Here is a 13,579-nt window from a genome sequence, read left to right as displayed (position 1 = left end):
TCTAATGCATTGCTATATATAGCTTAATCAAGTCCAAGGGGAACTATAGGGGTACCACTCATGCGTTGTATGTATATAAAACCAGTAACTAAAACTGTTGACTAGATGTTTTGGATTGGGCTATAGTCTACATCAGAAGCAAGCACTATATATGTTTGCTGCTGATTTCGGGGCTCGGCTTTTTAGTCGAGCTTCCGCGTATCTGGAACATGGAAATGCAATGACGCAAGTTTATATAGTCTATCTTGACGAATTTGGCCATGTTGGCCCTATGTCTCTCCTGAACATCCCAGCCACAATACACACCCTGTCTTTGGACTCGGAGGGTTTGTATTACCTGCTTCTAAAGTTAGATCATTCTCATCGTTTTTCTTTAAGCTCAAGCAAGATTTATTCGGTAACTACGATATCCCTGAAGCTCGAAAAAAAGCAGAGCGAAAAGGGGAGTTTTTTCAACTTTCTACTTGGGAAAAGAAGGGGTCAAAACAGTATTCAGTTGCCAATCTGAAGAAGTTTAAACGCTTTCTACTTGACTCTACATACCAAATCATTAAACGAATCACGCGAGACGGTGGTTTTCTTTTCTATGTCGGTGAAGCTAAGCATATCGGTGAGGAAGGACATGTACCTCAGCGAGTATATACAGCAAGCCTAAAAGAAATAATCAAGCGCTTAGATGATGAGTTTAAAGGGCAGGATGCGCAGTTTTTGATTTTCATGGATGATCATGAAACTCGAACACAAATCGTAAAAAATGCCATTTACGAAATGCATCAGCAACAGAAATTTCAGCTAATTGAAGCACCTATTCAGGTGGATAGTAAACTCTACCAAACGATACAGTGTGCTGACTGGCTTTGTGCGATTTACGGAAAGATAGCTTTTTATGACGTAGAGCCAGATAGTAAACCTGATTACGAACTATTTAAGCGCTACTTTGGTAATCGTATAGCACAAGCGCAAAAGCGTAGTAATGTCAGAAATAGCTTCCCAAGACCTAGAAAGCCAACCGAAGAAGCTTTGAACAAGTTGGTTGATAAGTTTCAAAAATAAAATAAGGAGTCATTCGACTCCTTTACATTCTCTGCCCAGACCAAACAACCTCACCAATAATCTCAAAATCAGCTCCTTTGATATCCTCACGGTTAAGCTCCCAAGCCTCGTAAGCAGTATTGTCACTGACAACCTTGATTCCATTAGGCAAGAACTGAAGCCTTTTCACCATCAAGCGACTATCGTAACGGAACACATAAACACCGTCAGTCGTGAACCCATCAACACGGTTTACCATCACAATGCTCTGATTCTGCAGAGTGGGACTCATGCTATCGCCGCGCACTGGCATTAAGAAGATGTTGTTAGGGTTGTAGCCTAGTTCTTGGCGTATAAAGCGCTCACTGAACACCATTGCGCTTGATTCTTCTACCTTCTCAACAAGCGCACCATGCCCCGCACTGACTTCGATATCGAAAAACTTCAGTTCAAGATAGCCTCTTGGAGCTAACGAGCCACTTTTGGCGATCTGGTTCGCTTTAATGAAAATATCTTCAGGAATTTTTCCACGTCCACGCCAAGTTTGAATTGTTGAAGGTGAAACTCCCAAAGCCTTTGATAAATCTGTGTTTTTAGACGTATTGGTCAGCTTCTTTAACTCTGAAATTTGCTCATCAATAGTGCTCATTATGTGCTCCAAGTTGCTCAAAGGTGTTGCAATGACATAGAAATGATCCAATAATGTCTCATGACGTAATTGAGACATTCTTGAGTTAATTATAGTTGCTCTTAGTTAACTCACCATCATTGCATAGGTGATTTATGAACACAAATTTTGCACTACTAGCACGATTCGAAAGCCCCACAGTTGAACTAAAGCAGGTATGCCAAGAGTTTTTCGGCATCACACCTAAAACGGCAGAGCAGCGAGCTAAGGCTTGTGACTTTCCTGTACCTACCTTCAAGTTGCGTGATTCTGAGCGCAGCCCATCACTAATCAAAATTGAAGATCTCGCAGCGTATATCGACCAACGCCACGCTGAAGCTACAAATGATTGGCAATCTGTAAACGGAGGTGCGCTATGAGTTCACCACTACACGGTATCAACCTAGATTTTTCTCACTCAATAGAAGCCAAGCTTTTGCACAAGGTTATCGAGAACCATATGTGTCCTTGCAATGATGTTGACGAGGACAACTACCTCTCAGGTGTTTTAGTTCAGCTTGAGGAAGCAATTGAACTTATGGAAAGCGTTGAAGCTTAGGGGGCGAGCATGAGCTTTAGGGATGATTATTACGAGCTAAGAAGGGCGGCGCGAAGTCGTGACGTTAGATTAATGTATTGGTTGGCAGAAAGAAACATTTACACCCTGTTTCGTGTAGTTGGTGAGTCTTTAGAGGAGCCATACGAGAAATATCCTTTAAGTGTGCGATTGAGCCGTTATCGCTCATGGGGTGAATTGGTTCCAAAGCGTTTCAGAGCATAGGGGTACAACATGAAAGTATCTGATCCCATCCATTTGCCGTGCCCCGATATGGCGGGGTGCGCCAATTTCGACCCTGAAAAGAGTGAAAAGTCAGCGCGTATGGTTGAAAAGCTGCGCTCTGAGCTTGGCTTGAACCGCCCACGCGCTCGCAAACTCAATGTTAACCCTCTGACTTGGACTAAGCGTTAATCAATGCAGAAAATCGGTAAGACCACCAATAACCCGTTGACTAAGCTCCCGACTAATTTACGTCAGGAGCTTGCAACGTATGTAATGAAAAACCAAGCCACGGCGCCTCACTTGGCGATGGTTGCGGAAAAGCATCAACCGTTATGTGGTGCCACGCCCAAAGAGCGCGTGTTTGAGTTTGCTCATCAAGTCGCCAACAAGTTCAAGCTACCCAATGATATTCGCAACTACCTTGATAAAGCGTCAGCGGTTCGTTTTCGCAAGTACGGCTTTAAGCGTGCATTGCAATTCATTGAGTCACGTAGTGCGGCGGCATCGTCTGCGCTTGGGTCACTGCCAGAGCCATACTGGAAAATCAATACAGAGTTAAAACGCGCTCGCCTTGCCACTGAGTTATCAGGGCGTGCAGGTTTTCACTTTGAGTTAGTTGCCAAAACAGGCGGCACCCCAATGGAAGCGATTAAGCGCATTCATGAGTTCGTGGGTGCTTGCCTTTGGATGCCTCAATTTGAAGTCGCCAACGATGAAGATGAGGCGTATTCCATTCTTGCCCGTTTGCTTGATGAGGGCGTTTGGCGCCGAGCTATCGACAAACAGACTATTGCAGCGTTTGAGAATGCGCGCAGGGCGGCGGGAATGGTATCGCCGCACATTTCCCCTTATGCGTCGATTTCGGCGTGTGAGTGGCTCAAGATTCGTCAAGAGCGACAGCGTGAGTGGCTAGAACTCATGGCGATTGAATCCGTTGAGGGTGATGTGGTGGAAATGTCACAGGTGCATGAGTCGTCACAGTCCAACCCTGTTAATCGTCGTCATGAACTCATGACCCGTATTGCTGGCTGTCAGGAGTATGCTGACTCAAACAACCACGCCGCCATTTTTATCACCATGACCGCGCCGAGCCGTTTTCACCGACTCACCAAGCGCGGTGAATACTGGATTGAAAACACCCATTGGGACGGTGGCACACCGAAAGGTGCTCATGCTTGGCTGTCTATGTCTTGGAACCGTTTTCGAGCATGGGCGGGGCGCCATGACTTAACCTATTATGGGATGCGAGTCGTGGAGCCTCATCAAGACGGCACACCTCATTGGCACGGCGTGTTTTTCATGCCTCTTGAGCAAATGCCCGTGTTTATCAGAATGCTTCAGGAATACCAATTTCAGCGTGACAGCGATGAGCTGTATTTCAAAAACGGCGACCCAAAACATCGAGCTATGAAAGCGCGCTTTGAAGCAAAGATGTTGGATGGCACCGAAGGCGGCGCCGTGGCTTACCTTGCCAAGTACATTTCTAAGAACGTAGACGGCTTTGGGCTTGAGGATTTATCGGATCTCGATAACAAGAAAGCCAAGCTGCAAGACACGGTAAAAAACGTCACCTCATGGTCGCGCACCTTCTGTTTTCGTCAGTTCCAATTTCAAAAAACACCGTCTGTCACCGTTTGGCGCGAGCTAAGACGCATTAGCGACGAGCAAGAATATTGCACCTTTGAAAAAGCGCGCCGTGCGGCTGATGCAGGTTTTTTCTCTGCCTTTTTCGATTACATGGGCGGTCACAGACTGCCGCAATCTCTGCGCCCAATCACCACTAAGAAAGAAGCCAAAGAGAACAAATACGGCGAAATGACAGCGCGTGTTATTGGGCTACGTGGAAGCGGTCTAGAAGTGCTCACCCATGAGATAGAGTGGAAGCTCATCAAAAAGCCTTCCGACTTGTCGGAGGCTCCTTCAAGCAAGCGGGAGCTTGCGCCTTGGTCTAGTGGCAATAATTGTACGCAGCAAATTTCGCCACCAAGACAACAACAAATCATTGATAACTTTTTCCTGTTCCACGAGCTAGATAGGTTTGGCTCGCCAGAGTGGGAGGAGTTCGCCGCCAGAGGTGGCACCTAGCTTACTGCCAACGATGTGAATCAGGGGCAACCTTACCAACAATTTTACCAACGTCGAGAGACAGGGGAACACCATGAAAACCATGACCAAAGATGAGTGCCAAGCCGAGCTTGCGCGCCTTAACACCATTGACGCACTGGAAACCGAGTTAGAAACGGCATTTGATACCGTCAAAGACCTGTCACCAAGTGAGCTTTTATCGCTGGCGCCAAAAGTCATTATGGGCGGCGCTGACCCGCTTTCCATGCTTGGCTTAGATCCAAAGCTCATCGACAAAGCAAAACTCGTCGCTAAATCAAACCGAGTCATTCGAGCGCAGCGCAAACAAGCGCTTGAAAAGCAGTTGAATGCAGTGATTGAGGAGGCGACCACCGATGAGTAAAACGCCCAATCCAGTGCGCGGCTATGTGCCGTGCCCTGTTTGTAGCAGCACTGCCACCGTTCATATGGTGGGTGAAGGTCGCTTGATAGATAGCGGGGAAACGGTCAAGAACGGGCGCAACCTTGGTTTGCTCTATTACAAGTGCCCGAGCTGCGGCAACAGTTCAATGAGCAAAACCGTGAGCGGCTATTGCACTGACAACATGACCGAAACCGCCGATGCGCTCCAAGCCTTATCTGACAAGGTTGAGCCAACGGTTGCCAAGTCGGTTGAATCAACGGTTGAACCGAGTGTTGAAAGCGTTGAGACTTTTTCGCCTACGGTAACCCCTCCCGCCGAAGTGCTGCCACCAACCGAGCCTAGTACCACTGAAACCACTGAGCCAGCAACGCCAGATAAAAGCCTGAAACCGCAAATCTTCAAGGTTGCCGCCTGTCTTGGCGTCATTGTCGTGTTGCTGTTTGCCATAAAGCGCATGTTAGCCAAACCACAACCGAGTGAGGAGGCGATAGCCATGAGTAACCCAACCGTTGAAACGAGCGCTGATAACCTTGATGAGTTGGATGCTTACATTGCCAACCTCAACAACGAACCTTCAACGCAAGAAGGCGCGTTAGCCTCAACCGACAGTGAGCCAGAGGTCGATACCAGTGAGGCGTTTGATGCACTGGTCACCACGGGGCTTGTGGTGGTTGAGCAAGCAGTGTCGATTCTCAAAGACATTGATTTTGAGTTTGATGAGCGCGCCAAGCAAAGTGTGGTGAATGCGGCTCGCCCTGTTGCCAAGCAATACGGCGGGGCACTTCTCGACCAATGCGGCGATTACATGAATGTCATGACCCTTGCTTTGGCAATCCTTGGTTTGTGGTGGGCGTCGAAAAAGCAAATCACTGCCCTTGAACTGAAAAAGCAGCAGGAGGTAGAGCGTGACTCTCATCGTAAACCCGATTAACCTCCAACCCATCCCATGACGCCGAGCACACGGTGTACCTTGGCGGCACGGGTAGCGGCAAAACCAGTGCAGTGAAATACATGGGGCTAGTGCCTAAGAAGTCGCAAGCCTTGTTCTTTGACCCGTACCGCAACTACGCAGGTCAGAAGTTTCTTGGGCAAATGTGCCACGGCTTTACTGACCCTGCCAAGTTTATCAAGGCGGCGGTACAAGGGCGCCGTGCGGGGTGTTCGTTCAAACTTGCGTACATTCCCCCAAAGGGCGCGTGTATGTCTGAGCTTGAAACCTTCAGCGCGATTGCTTGGGCGCTTGGTGATGGTCATAAACCTAAAATGCATGTGGTGATAGAGGAGCTGGCAAGCTGCGCGGAAACCTCAGGCAAGCTCGAAGGCAAAACGGGTGAATTGCTTCGTGGTGGGCGCCAGTTTGGTCATGTGGTTCACACCATCTTTCAGCGGGGGCAGGAGGTGCCCAAAACCGTCACTAACCAATCAAGCGTGTGGTGGCTCGGTGCCGTGAACTCTGGCGTGGATGCCGATTGGGTCGCCAAGCAAAAAGGCGTTCATTCTAACGAAGTTGCGGATCTCAAAAGTGCCAAGGTGAATAAGCAGTGTATCGGTAAAGCGATTGCCGAATACCTGATTATTCGTGACGGTATTGGCAACCTAGAGCGCGGCGCGCTGAACTGCGAAACGGGCAAAAGGCTCTCACGAAACTACCGTTAACCTCTCAATTCAACCTATAGGTTAAAAGTTATACCTATAGGTTGAACCTTAGTGACGAAATCCCCGCCACCTGATTTGATAATGACTCCTTTAACCGTTCCAACGCTGTGAAGCAGGGGAAACACATGAAAGCAACGCACAAAACAATGCTAATGACCATCGTGGTCATGTTGATTGCATTGGCAGTCATCAACAACGTAGGCGCGCTCAAGCCTATCAAAGAGCAAATCAATGGTAACTCAGGGTGGTTTTAAGCTATGGAACTACTAAACACGCCATTTAACCCGCGCCCACTCGATTTAGACCCTGTTGAGGGTGTGAACTGGGGCAACCAAGCCACATTGCGCTTGGTGAGTGGTCCAACTTACCAATCCATCGAACTGGTCACTGACATTACTGACCCTGCCGATGTTGAGCGTGTACGCATCACGCTGAACGGTAAGGAAGTGTACAACCTGACAGGTCAAGACTTGGTTGACCTTCAAGAACACCGTAAGCAATTTACTCAAGAAGGTCGCTACGTTATCCCATTTGCGGATTTAACCCTTCGCACCAAAGGCGGCGTTCGTACTGGTGAGCTGGTCACGCTGCAAGGCGAAATCTGGTTTGTGTATATCCAGCTTGCCTCTAAAGCGGGTGGTACTCCTGCGCCAAGTATCCGCGCTCGCTCTCATACGACAGCAGCACAATCACAGCGTGTTTACCTACCACGTATCTATTCACTGACTTGGTTCGCCAGCGCGACAGGTCGCACCCCGTTCGACTTTGCCGAGCGTTCACCCCTATTTTCACTCAAGCGTGTTCACTTCAAAGACTCGTCTATTGACCGTGTTCGTGTACTGCGTGACAGCGTGGAAGAAATCAACGTCACCAAAGCGGATAACGCGTTTGACTTGGCGATTTCAGGTCTAGAGCAAAACGCAGGTTGGTTCAGCCTTGATTTTGTCCGTACCGGCTTTGGTGTTGAGGGTCGTTTGCCTACCAACGCCATGAAACAGCTACAGTTCGAGCTTGATAAATCACAGCAAGGCAGTGTGCCAGTGCTGATTGAAGCGATTGAGCAAGTGGCGGTAATCGCAGCCAAATAAGGGGGTAACCAATGTCATACCCTGATGAAAATCCAACTGCCTCAAGTTCAGGCAGTTGGTATGACAGCATCCTAGAAGGGGCGGGTGAGCTGGTCGGTGGTGCGGTGGATGTGGTTGAAGGCTTTGGTGAGGATTGGCTTGGTATCAAGATGGAAAACGAGCTAGACCGCGCTAAATCTGCCAGCCCTGACGAAAATCGCGCCAACAATAACGACTATCAGCAACCTAACGGGCAACCCGTGTACACCACCTCTGGCGGTATGCAGTGGCAAACCGTAGCAATCATTGTGCTCATAGCGCTAGTGCTACTCGGTGGCTTTGCCTTTGCGCTCAAGGGGGCAAGTGATGCCGTTAGCTTATATGGGCTTGGCGGGGGTGACGTTGGGTTACCTCACTGCCAAGGAAATCAACAAGGCGCAGTGGATGGTTTTTGCAGTGATTGCGTTGGTCATCTGGCTCAAGTTGAGGTGGTAAATGATTGGTTTTGATTCTCTGACCAATAGCGGCTCGATGCCCATCAATGCAGGTGGCGGAGCGGCGGCGCCTTCGTCGTCACGCTCAAGCAATAGCTCTGGTCAATCTGTGGGAGGCATCAACATGGGCGGCGGTGTGCCGACTTGGTTGATTGTCGCTGGAGTGGTTGCCGTGCTCATTGTCTGGATGCGCAAAAAATGATTCGCGTCGTCACCAAAAACCAAGCGTCGATTGACGCACTGAAACCCGCCTTTCGCGCTTGCCCCAATGACTTTGCGGTCATGCTACATGAGATTGAGGCGGGGCGTGTGAGTGTCTATCACATCCAAGGGGAAGGGGTAGATTGCTTACTGGCGGGTGAGGTGCGCGGCGATACCTATTTCATTTGGGCGGCGGTAGGAAAAAACGCGCTCAAGGCTACCCGTGTGCTATCCGAGTTCGTGAAGCAAAGCGACTTAACCGCAATGGCTTGCCACTCTTATTTTCCTTTAGTGGTGAGGCTACTCAAGCGGCTAGGTGGTGTGACGGAATCGACCCACGCAACGCCAAATACCTAAAGTGGAGGTTGTAGCATGGGTGGTGGCGGTAGCTCCTCAAGCAATACAACAACGAATACCAAAAACGTCAGTGGTCAGAATGCCATTGACGGCGACAACTTAGGCGTAGCGGTCAGCGGGGTGAGCGATTCAACGCTCAATATTACCGCAACCGACCACGGCGCTGTGGATAAAGCCTTTGGCTTTGGTGAGCAAACCCTTGAGTTTGCCAGTGACACGGTGGATGAGTCCTTTGCTTTTGCAGGGGATGCCCTAGACGAGTCCTATGAGTTCGCAAGTGGGGCTATGAGTGAATCGCTCGGTTTAGTGGAGCGCAACACGGATAACAGTCTCAAGTTCGCAGCGGGTGCACTCAACGAGTTCAGCTCGACCAATAGCGAAAACCTGCAAATGATGGCAGGGCTTGCGGGTAACCAAGCGGCTCAAAACACTGAGAACCTTGCCAAGCTCACCGAGCTTGCGAAGTTCAAACAAGACAACGGGCAAAGCGCACTCAATAAACAGCAATTGATACTCATGGCAGTGATTGTGTTGGTACTGGGCTTTGTGCTGGTTAAGGCGGTAGGCAAATGAACCTAAATCTCACTAAGGGGCAAACCATTCCCCTGACCATTGATTCTACATGGCTCTTTGTTGAGTCGATTTCGGGCAAGTTATCGGTGCAAATTGACGCGACAGGGGAAAGCTTTTCGCTACCCAATCGCTCAGTATTTCGCTATGGAAAGCCGTTAGGTCGAATCCTTCTTTCTGGTGAAGGGGCGCTGTCTCTTGAGCATGGTGTGGGTGATTTCACCCCGCCAGTGGAAGGGCAGAAGCTCGATATTCAAACCATGCCGTCAGTCAGTTTCTTACCTGGTCAAACAGTAGGGGTGACAGAGTTACCCAAAGTCGAAATTGAAGCGGGTCAAAGCGTGGGCGTGTCCTCTTTGCCAAAAGTGCAAATTGAAGATGGTCAGCAAGTCGAAGTCAAAACTCTACCTGACGTTCAGCTTAAAAGCGGTCAGTCGGTGAATGTTGGCACCATGCCAAGCGTTGAACTGGCTGCAGGGCAAACCATCAAGGTGCTTTCAGGTAGCGCACTTTCAACACTTAGCGGAGAAATGCCTTTAGAGGTGCCCGCTAACCCTGCCCGTAATGGCGTCATTATCAAAGCCAGCAGTACCAACGCAGGTCTAATCAGTCTTAACGGCTTTGAGCTTACGGCAGGCGAAAAGCTCACGGTTCAAACCGCCGCTACATTCACATTAACAGGAACCGCGCCCGATAAAGCGCAGGTATTGGAGTATTAATCATGTCTAACTTTCCAGCGTTACCCACGGGCAGCAGTCGTAACAAAATTGAGTTTCTTTATGACTTATTGAGTGGTCTTGAGCTTGGCGGTGGTGCTAGTGAGCTGGTTCAAATCGCGGTCATTCCGATGTTGAGCCCCAAAATGAATAACGAGTTGGAGAGAGAAAATTCATATTAAATAAGGCGTGGCCATTTATTAATGAAAATACCGACAGCCTGCTATTTTCAGGGCAAGGCGATAATCTGTGGATGAGTCAGTATGTCACTTTTAAGGGGATTTTTGAGCAATTTAGGGAAGTAGACCCAGCGAAAATGCTGACTATTACATTGAGCTACAACATTCCTTTTCGAGTGGATTGGTCTGATGATGGAGTAGATATCACAGACGAGCAAAAGCAGTTGTTTAGCCGCTATATTCGCGGCTCCATCTCCGTTTTTGATAGTAACTCTGAAATGTATCTTTTCGACGAGAAGGTGCACTTGGTGAGAACTGGCGAAGGCTCTAACGGTCAAAGCTTCTTTTCATTTATCGGGGATTTTACTTGCTCAGTAAATGTTGGGGATGCCATCGCAATGATGGACTTTTCCAGTAGCGATTTGTCTATGGATTTTGGCATCAAAATGCATGGTGATTTAGATGGTGCTGATACCCATTTTGATAAAGCAAGGATTGATTTCAGTGATGCTGGTTCGGTGCGCTTAGTTGGTACGGCCTTGCATGAAGTACATGGGCTAACGTGATGCCTATGCGTGTAATCATCATTGTTCTGATAGTTGGTGCGCTGATGATTGGCGCACCCAAAGGGGTAAATATTGTGAAATCACAACTTAATCGCGGGATTCGTAACAACAACCCGCTCAACATTCGCATTAGTAACAATGCTTGGACGGGCAAAGTAACGCCCTCCAAAGATAAAGCGTTTGAAACCTTCTCGCACTCGAAGTACGGCTTTCGAGCGGCAACCAAGCTAATTCGCAACTACCAAAACCTTTATGGGCTAAACACCCTTCAAGGATTATCAGCCGCTTTGCGCCAAAGAGTGACAACAACGACACAGATAACTATGTGCAGTTCGTGGCGGGTCGCCTCAATGTGGGCGCCGACACCCAGCTCAACCTCTTTGATGATGAGTTTATGACTCGCCTTGTTCATTCCATGTCGATTATGGAAGTCGGGCGTTACTACTCATTAGAAGATGCAGCGCAAGGGGTAGCACTGGCATGACCCAAAAAGAAGTAATGCAACGTCTAGCGGTTGGCATCCTGACCGCTTTAATCAGCGCTTATATCTGGAAGCGCATCAACGGCTAGGAGTAACAGCAATGAAAATTGATTTGAAACAGGCATCGACTAAGAAGGGGCTTGCGCTTATAGGTGCGGGTGTGGCACTGGCAACGGGGCACCCTGAACTATTGACGGCGAGTGTGACGCCTGAAGGTGTGCAGTTGGGTGGGTTGATTGGTGTGGCTGCACCGATTTTAGTTGGTTTATGGGAAGCGATACGAGATGAGTTTAATGGCTGAGTATCAGACGATCATAGTGGCAGCCGTTAGTGCATTGTCTAGCGGCGTAGGTGTTGGTGTTGCACTGAAAACTGATGTTAAGTGGCTTCGACTAATGATTGAAAAGCTAGATCAGCGATTAACTCGTTTAGAAGGAAGGTAACAGCAACTTGTTTATGAGGGTGTAGGTGTATATAAATCACATTTATTTGGTATGAAGCTACTAAATCTGAAGTGGATTTATCACAATCAATCTCGCAAACCTAACAATTAGATGGAGTTAATATGAAACGGTTATTTAGTTTTTTGATTTTGGCAACTGCGGTGTTTTTACAAGGGTGTCAGTCAATGACTCACGTGGTAACAGAAAGCACACCAGTTACAACTGTAGTCAAAGTTGATGGAGCTTCGCAAAACGACCTCTATGTTAAAGCTAACAATTGGATGGTTGACCACTTTCACAATGCTGAGTCAGTTATTCAATTTTCAGATAAAGAATCGGGGAATATTGCAGGTCGCTATCTTTTAGGGGTTGTCGTGGCACCGAGTGACTATGGGGCTGGTGAAAAAGCTTATGCAACAATCAAAGTTAAGGTGAAAGATGGTGCCTCGAAGATAACGATTACTCCTGAGTCATTTCAGTATATGCAAGGGAACATGTTCACACTCTATACAAAAGAAAATGCTGATGCTGATATTGAGAGATTGATGCAATCATTTAAAGTTGCAATGACTCACACTGAAAGTGACGATTGGTAAAAATGAAACAATTTGCCCCATACACCAGAAAACTCAGGTCTGAATTTTCTGGTGTAGCTTATGGGGAAATAACTGAGTGTACACTTGCCAAAGAATATTCAAGTTCTTATGCCCCGTCACTTGAGCTACTTCTTCAATGGAGTAGCCTTTCTCAAACAAACGACTAGCACCCTCACGACGTAAATCATGATAGCGCAAGTCCTCAATACCTAGCTTGTTCCTAACGCGCTGAAAACCTGCGGTGACACTTCGAGAGTTAAAAGGAAAAATCAACTCACTCTCTTTTGGCTGTCGCATTGCTATATCAAATGACTCTGCTAACAAAGGAACAATCATGTGATTCCCCTGTTTCTTGCGCGGGTCTTTACGGTCACGCACAACCACGGTTTTGTGTTCTTCGTTGATATCCTCCCAACGCAGAGAGCAAACCTCACCAATCCTCATGCAAGTCAAAATACTAAACTCAAGGATATCGACAAATGGGATACGAGCTTGCCCATTGGCTCTGGCGTTTTGGCGCTCAATCAGCCCTTGCTTTAACGCTTCGAGTTCTTCACCAGTAGGGCGTCGGGTTCGCTTCTCACTTTTCCCGATAAGCTGCATGTCGGTTAGTACCGGTACTGCTTCATCAAAAATCTTATAGTTGGCTTCAATGTCGAACACGGGATTGGCTTTTTTCATCACAGAGCGAAGATAAGCAATATCGTGATAAATGGTCGCGGGTTTGGCGCCTGCGCCACGGCGATTTTTGCAGTGCTGGATGAGGTCGCTAGTTTTTAGCTCATTGGTGTCTATTTTGGCTATGTCGCAACCCCTAAGCATTTCGATAACGTAGCGCTTAGTTCGCCCCGTGTTGTTCCACAAGTCCTTATCTTCCATGAACTTATCGAGGAGTACCGCGAGGGGTACTGTTTTGGTACTATTTATGCCGTTCAATTCGATATCAGAAAGGCGCTTTTTGCCATACGTTCGAGCATGTTCTTTCTTTTTGAAAGTCTTTGATTCTCTGTGTATGATTGCCTGCTTTTTCTTAACGATGATGACCGCTTTATAGCGAAATTCACCGTTTTTAAGTTGCCGCTTTTCTATTGAGAGTGAAGCCATTCCATCGTCCTACTCTTTGAGGGGTACTGTGAGGGGTACTATAGGACGAAATTGGGCAAAATTCCACGTTATTCAAAGCGGATTTGATGGATAAATTTAGTAGGTAAAACAATGACCAAGCCAGATAATACAAGCAATTTCCAATCAAACCGCTTATCCGTGGCACCGATGCTCGATTGGA

Annotated in this window: 22 protein-coding genes and 1 pseudogene; 21 read left to right on the top strand and 2 right to left on the bottom strand. The window is 47.8% G+C overall.

The features are described 5' to 3' along the window. Positions 1-252: 252 nt before the first annotated feature. On the top strand, positions 253-1,053 hold the full coding sequence (locus TZ48_RS10395) for a DUF3800 domain-containing protein (RefSeq protein WP_112479094.1): 801 nt from the start codon (positions 253-255) through the stop codon (positions 1,051-1,053). A gap of 22 nt (positions 1,054-1,075) precedes the next feature. On the opposite strand, the gene TZ48_RS10390 is transcribed toward TZ48_RS10395, so the two are convergent. Then, positions 1,076-1,681 carry a LexA family transcriptional regulator gene (locus TZ48_RS10390; protein WP_112479093.1) on the bottom strand — a complete coding sequence of 202 codons (606 nt, stop codon included), beginning with the start codon at positions 1,679-1,681 and terminating at the stop codon, positions 1,076-1,078. A 134-nt stretch (positions 1,682-1,815) separates the two neighbouring features. Between TZ48_RS10390 and TZ48_RS10385 the strand changes: the two genes are divergently transcribed. From TZ48_RS10385 to TZ48_RS10300, 20 genes and pseudogenes are all read left to right on the top strand, one after another. Beyond that, a complete protein-coding gene (locus TZ48_RS10385) occupies positions 1,816-2,079 on the top strand; it encodes a pyocin activator PrtN family protein (RefSeq protein WP_112479092.1) in 264 nt (87 codons plus the stop codon). Continuing rightward, positions 2,076-2,258, top strand: coding sequence for a hypothetical protein (locus tag TZ48_RS10380; RefSeq protein ID WP_112479091.1), 183 nt, complete (start codon positions 2,076-2,078; stop codon positions 2,256-2,258). The genes TZ48_RS10385 and TZ48_RS10380 overlap by 4 nt, the downstream gene beginning before the upstream one ends. Positions 2,259-2,489: 231 nt before the next feature. Further along, the gene (locus TZ48_RS10375; protein WP_112479090.1) at positions 2,490-2,669 is read left to right on the top strand and encodes a hypothetical protein; all 180 of its coding nucleotides are present in this window, start codon (positions 2,490-2,492) and stop codon (positions 2,667-2,669) included. Positions 2,670-2,672: 3 nt separating this feature from the next. Next, the gene (locus TZ48_RS10370; protein ID WP_112479089.1) at positions 2,673-4,565 is read left to right on the top strand and encodes a replication endonuclease; all 1,893 of its coding nucleotides are present in this window, start codon (positions 2,673-2,675) and stop codon (positions 4,563-4,565) included. A gap of 73 nt (positions 4,566-4,638) precedes the next feature. Next, positions 4,639-4,947, top strand: a complete 309-nt coding sequence (locus TZ48_RS10365) for a hypothetical protein (protein ID WP_112479088.1) — start codon at positions 4,639-4,641, stop codon at positions 4,945-4,947. Beyond that, a complete protein-coding gene (locus TZ48_RS24960; protein ID WP_239670782.1) occupies positions 4,940-5,899 on the top strand; it encodes a hypothetical protein in 960 nt (319 codons plus the stop codon). The genes TZ48_RS10365 and TZ48_RS24960 overlap by 8 nt, the downstream gene beginning before the upstream one ends. A gap of 32 nt (positions 5,900-5,931) precedes the next feature. Further along, a complete protein-coding gene (locus TZ48_RS10350; protein WP_112479087.1) occupies positions 5,932-6,624 on the top strand; it encodes a hypothetical protein in 693 nt (230 codons plus the stop codon). A gap of 125 nt (positions 6,625-6,749) precedes the next feature. Beyond that, the gene (locus TZ48_RS25815; RefSeq protein ID WP_275426429.1) at positions 6,750-6,878 is read left to right on the top strand and encodes a hypothetical protein; all 129 of its coding nucleotides are present in this window, start codon (positions 6,750-6,752) and stop codon (positions 6,876-6,878) included. Between the two features lie 3 nt (positions 6,879-6,881). Then, positions 6,882-7,712, top strand: coding sequence for a major capsid protein P2 (locus TZ48_RS10345; protein WP_112479086.1), 831 nt, complete (start codon positions 6,882-6,884; stop codon positions 7,710-7,712). A gap of 11 nt (positions 7,713-7,723) precedes the next feature. Further along, positions 7,724-8,200 carry a hypothetical protein gene (locus TZ48_RS10340; protein WP_239670781.1) on the top strand — a complete coding sequence of 159 codons (477 nt, stop codon included), beginning with the start codon at positions 7,724-7,726 and terminating at the stop codon, positions 8,198-8,200. Then, positions 8,187-8,387, top strand: a complete 201-nt coding sequence (locus TZ48_RS10335; protein ID WP_112479085.1) for a hypothetical protein — start codon at positions 8,187-8,189, stop codon at positions 8,385-8,387. Before TZ48_RS10340 ends, TZ48_RS10335 begins: the two co-directional genes overlap by 14 nt. Next, positions 8,384-8,743 carry a DNAase gene (locus TZ48_RS10330; protein ID WP_112479084.1) on the top strand — a complete coding sequence of 120 codons (360 nt, stop codon included), beginning with the start codon at positions 8,384-8,386 and terminating at the stop codon, positions 8,741-8,743. Before TZ48_RS10335 ends, TZ48_RS10330 begins: the two co-directional genes overlap by 4 nt. A gap of 15 nt (positions 8,744-8,758) precedes the next feature. Beyond that, positions 8,759-9,316 (top strand): chemotaxis protein, encoded by a 558-nt coding sequence (locus TZ48_RS10325; RefSeq protein WP_112479083.1) that lies wholly within the window; start codon positions 8,759-8,761, stop codon positions 9,314-9,316. After that, positions 9,313-10,032 (top strand): hypothetical protein, encoded by a 720-nt coding sequence (locus tag TZ48_RS10320; RefSeq protein WP_112479082.1) that lies wholly within the window; start codon positions 9,313-9,315, stop codon positions 10,030-10,032. The genes TZ48_RS10325 and TZ48_RS10320 overlap by 4 nt, the downstream gene beginning before the upstream one ends. Positions 10,033-10,034: 2 nt before the next feature. Further along, entirely contained in the window at positions 10,035-10,211 is a 177-nt protein-coding gene (locus tag TZ48_RS24370; protein ID WP_162674533.1) for a hypothetical protein, read from the top strand. Positions 10,212-10,282: 71 nt separating this feature from the next. Beyond that, positions 10,283-10,774 (top strand): hypothetical protein, encoded by a 492-nt coding sequence (locus TZ48_RS10315; protein WP_112479081.1) that lies wholly within the window; start codon positions 10,283-10,285, stop codon positions 10,772-10,774. Next, positions 10,774-11,258: pseudogene (locus tag TZ48_RS10310) on the top strand (structural protein). The gene TZ48_RS10315 and the pseudogene TZ48_RS10310 overlap by 1 nt, the downstream one beginning before the upstream one ends. Positions 11,259-11,355: 97 nt before the next feature. Next, positions 11,356-11,556: a hypothetical protein gene (locus TZ48_RS10305; protein WP_112479080.1), complete on the top strand. Its 201-nt coding sequence runs from the start codon at positions 11,356-11,358 to the stop codon at positions 11,554-11,556. Then, positions 11,549-11,698, top strand: coding sequence for a hypothetical protein (locus TZ48_RS24955; protein ID WP_239670780.1), 150 nt, complete (start codon positions 11,549-11,551; stop codon positions 11,696-11,698). The genes TZ48_RS10305 and TZ48_RS24955 overlap by 8 nt, the downstream gene beginning before the upstream one ends. Before the next feature lie 122 nt (positions 11,699-11,820). After that, complete coding sequence (locus TZ48_RS10300; protein WP_112479079.1) at positions 11,821-12,294, top strand: DUF4468 domain-containing protein; 474 nt, start codon at positions 11,821-11,823, stop codon at positions 12,292-12,294. A 33-nt stretch (positions 12,295-12,327) separates the two neighbouring features. Here TZ48_RS10300 and TZ48_RS10295 read toward each other — a convergent pair whose 3' ends face one another. Further along, a complete protein-coding gene (locus tag TZ48_RS10295; RefSeq protein WP_112479078.1) occupies positions 12,328-13,398 on the bottom strand; it encodes a tyrosine-type recombinase/integrase in 1,071 nt (356 codons plus the stop codon). Between the last annotated feature and the right edge of the window lie 181 nt (positions 13,399-13,579).

The sequence above is a fragment of the Vibrio variabilis genome (genome assembly GCF_003263785.1).
Classification (GTDB): Bacteria; Pseudomonadota; Gammaproteobacteria; order Enterobacterales; family Vibrionaceae; genus Vibrio; species Vibrio variabilis.
This window is presented reverse-complemented; position numbering and strand designations above follow the sequence as displayed.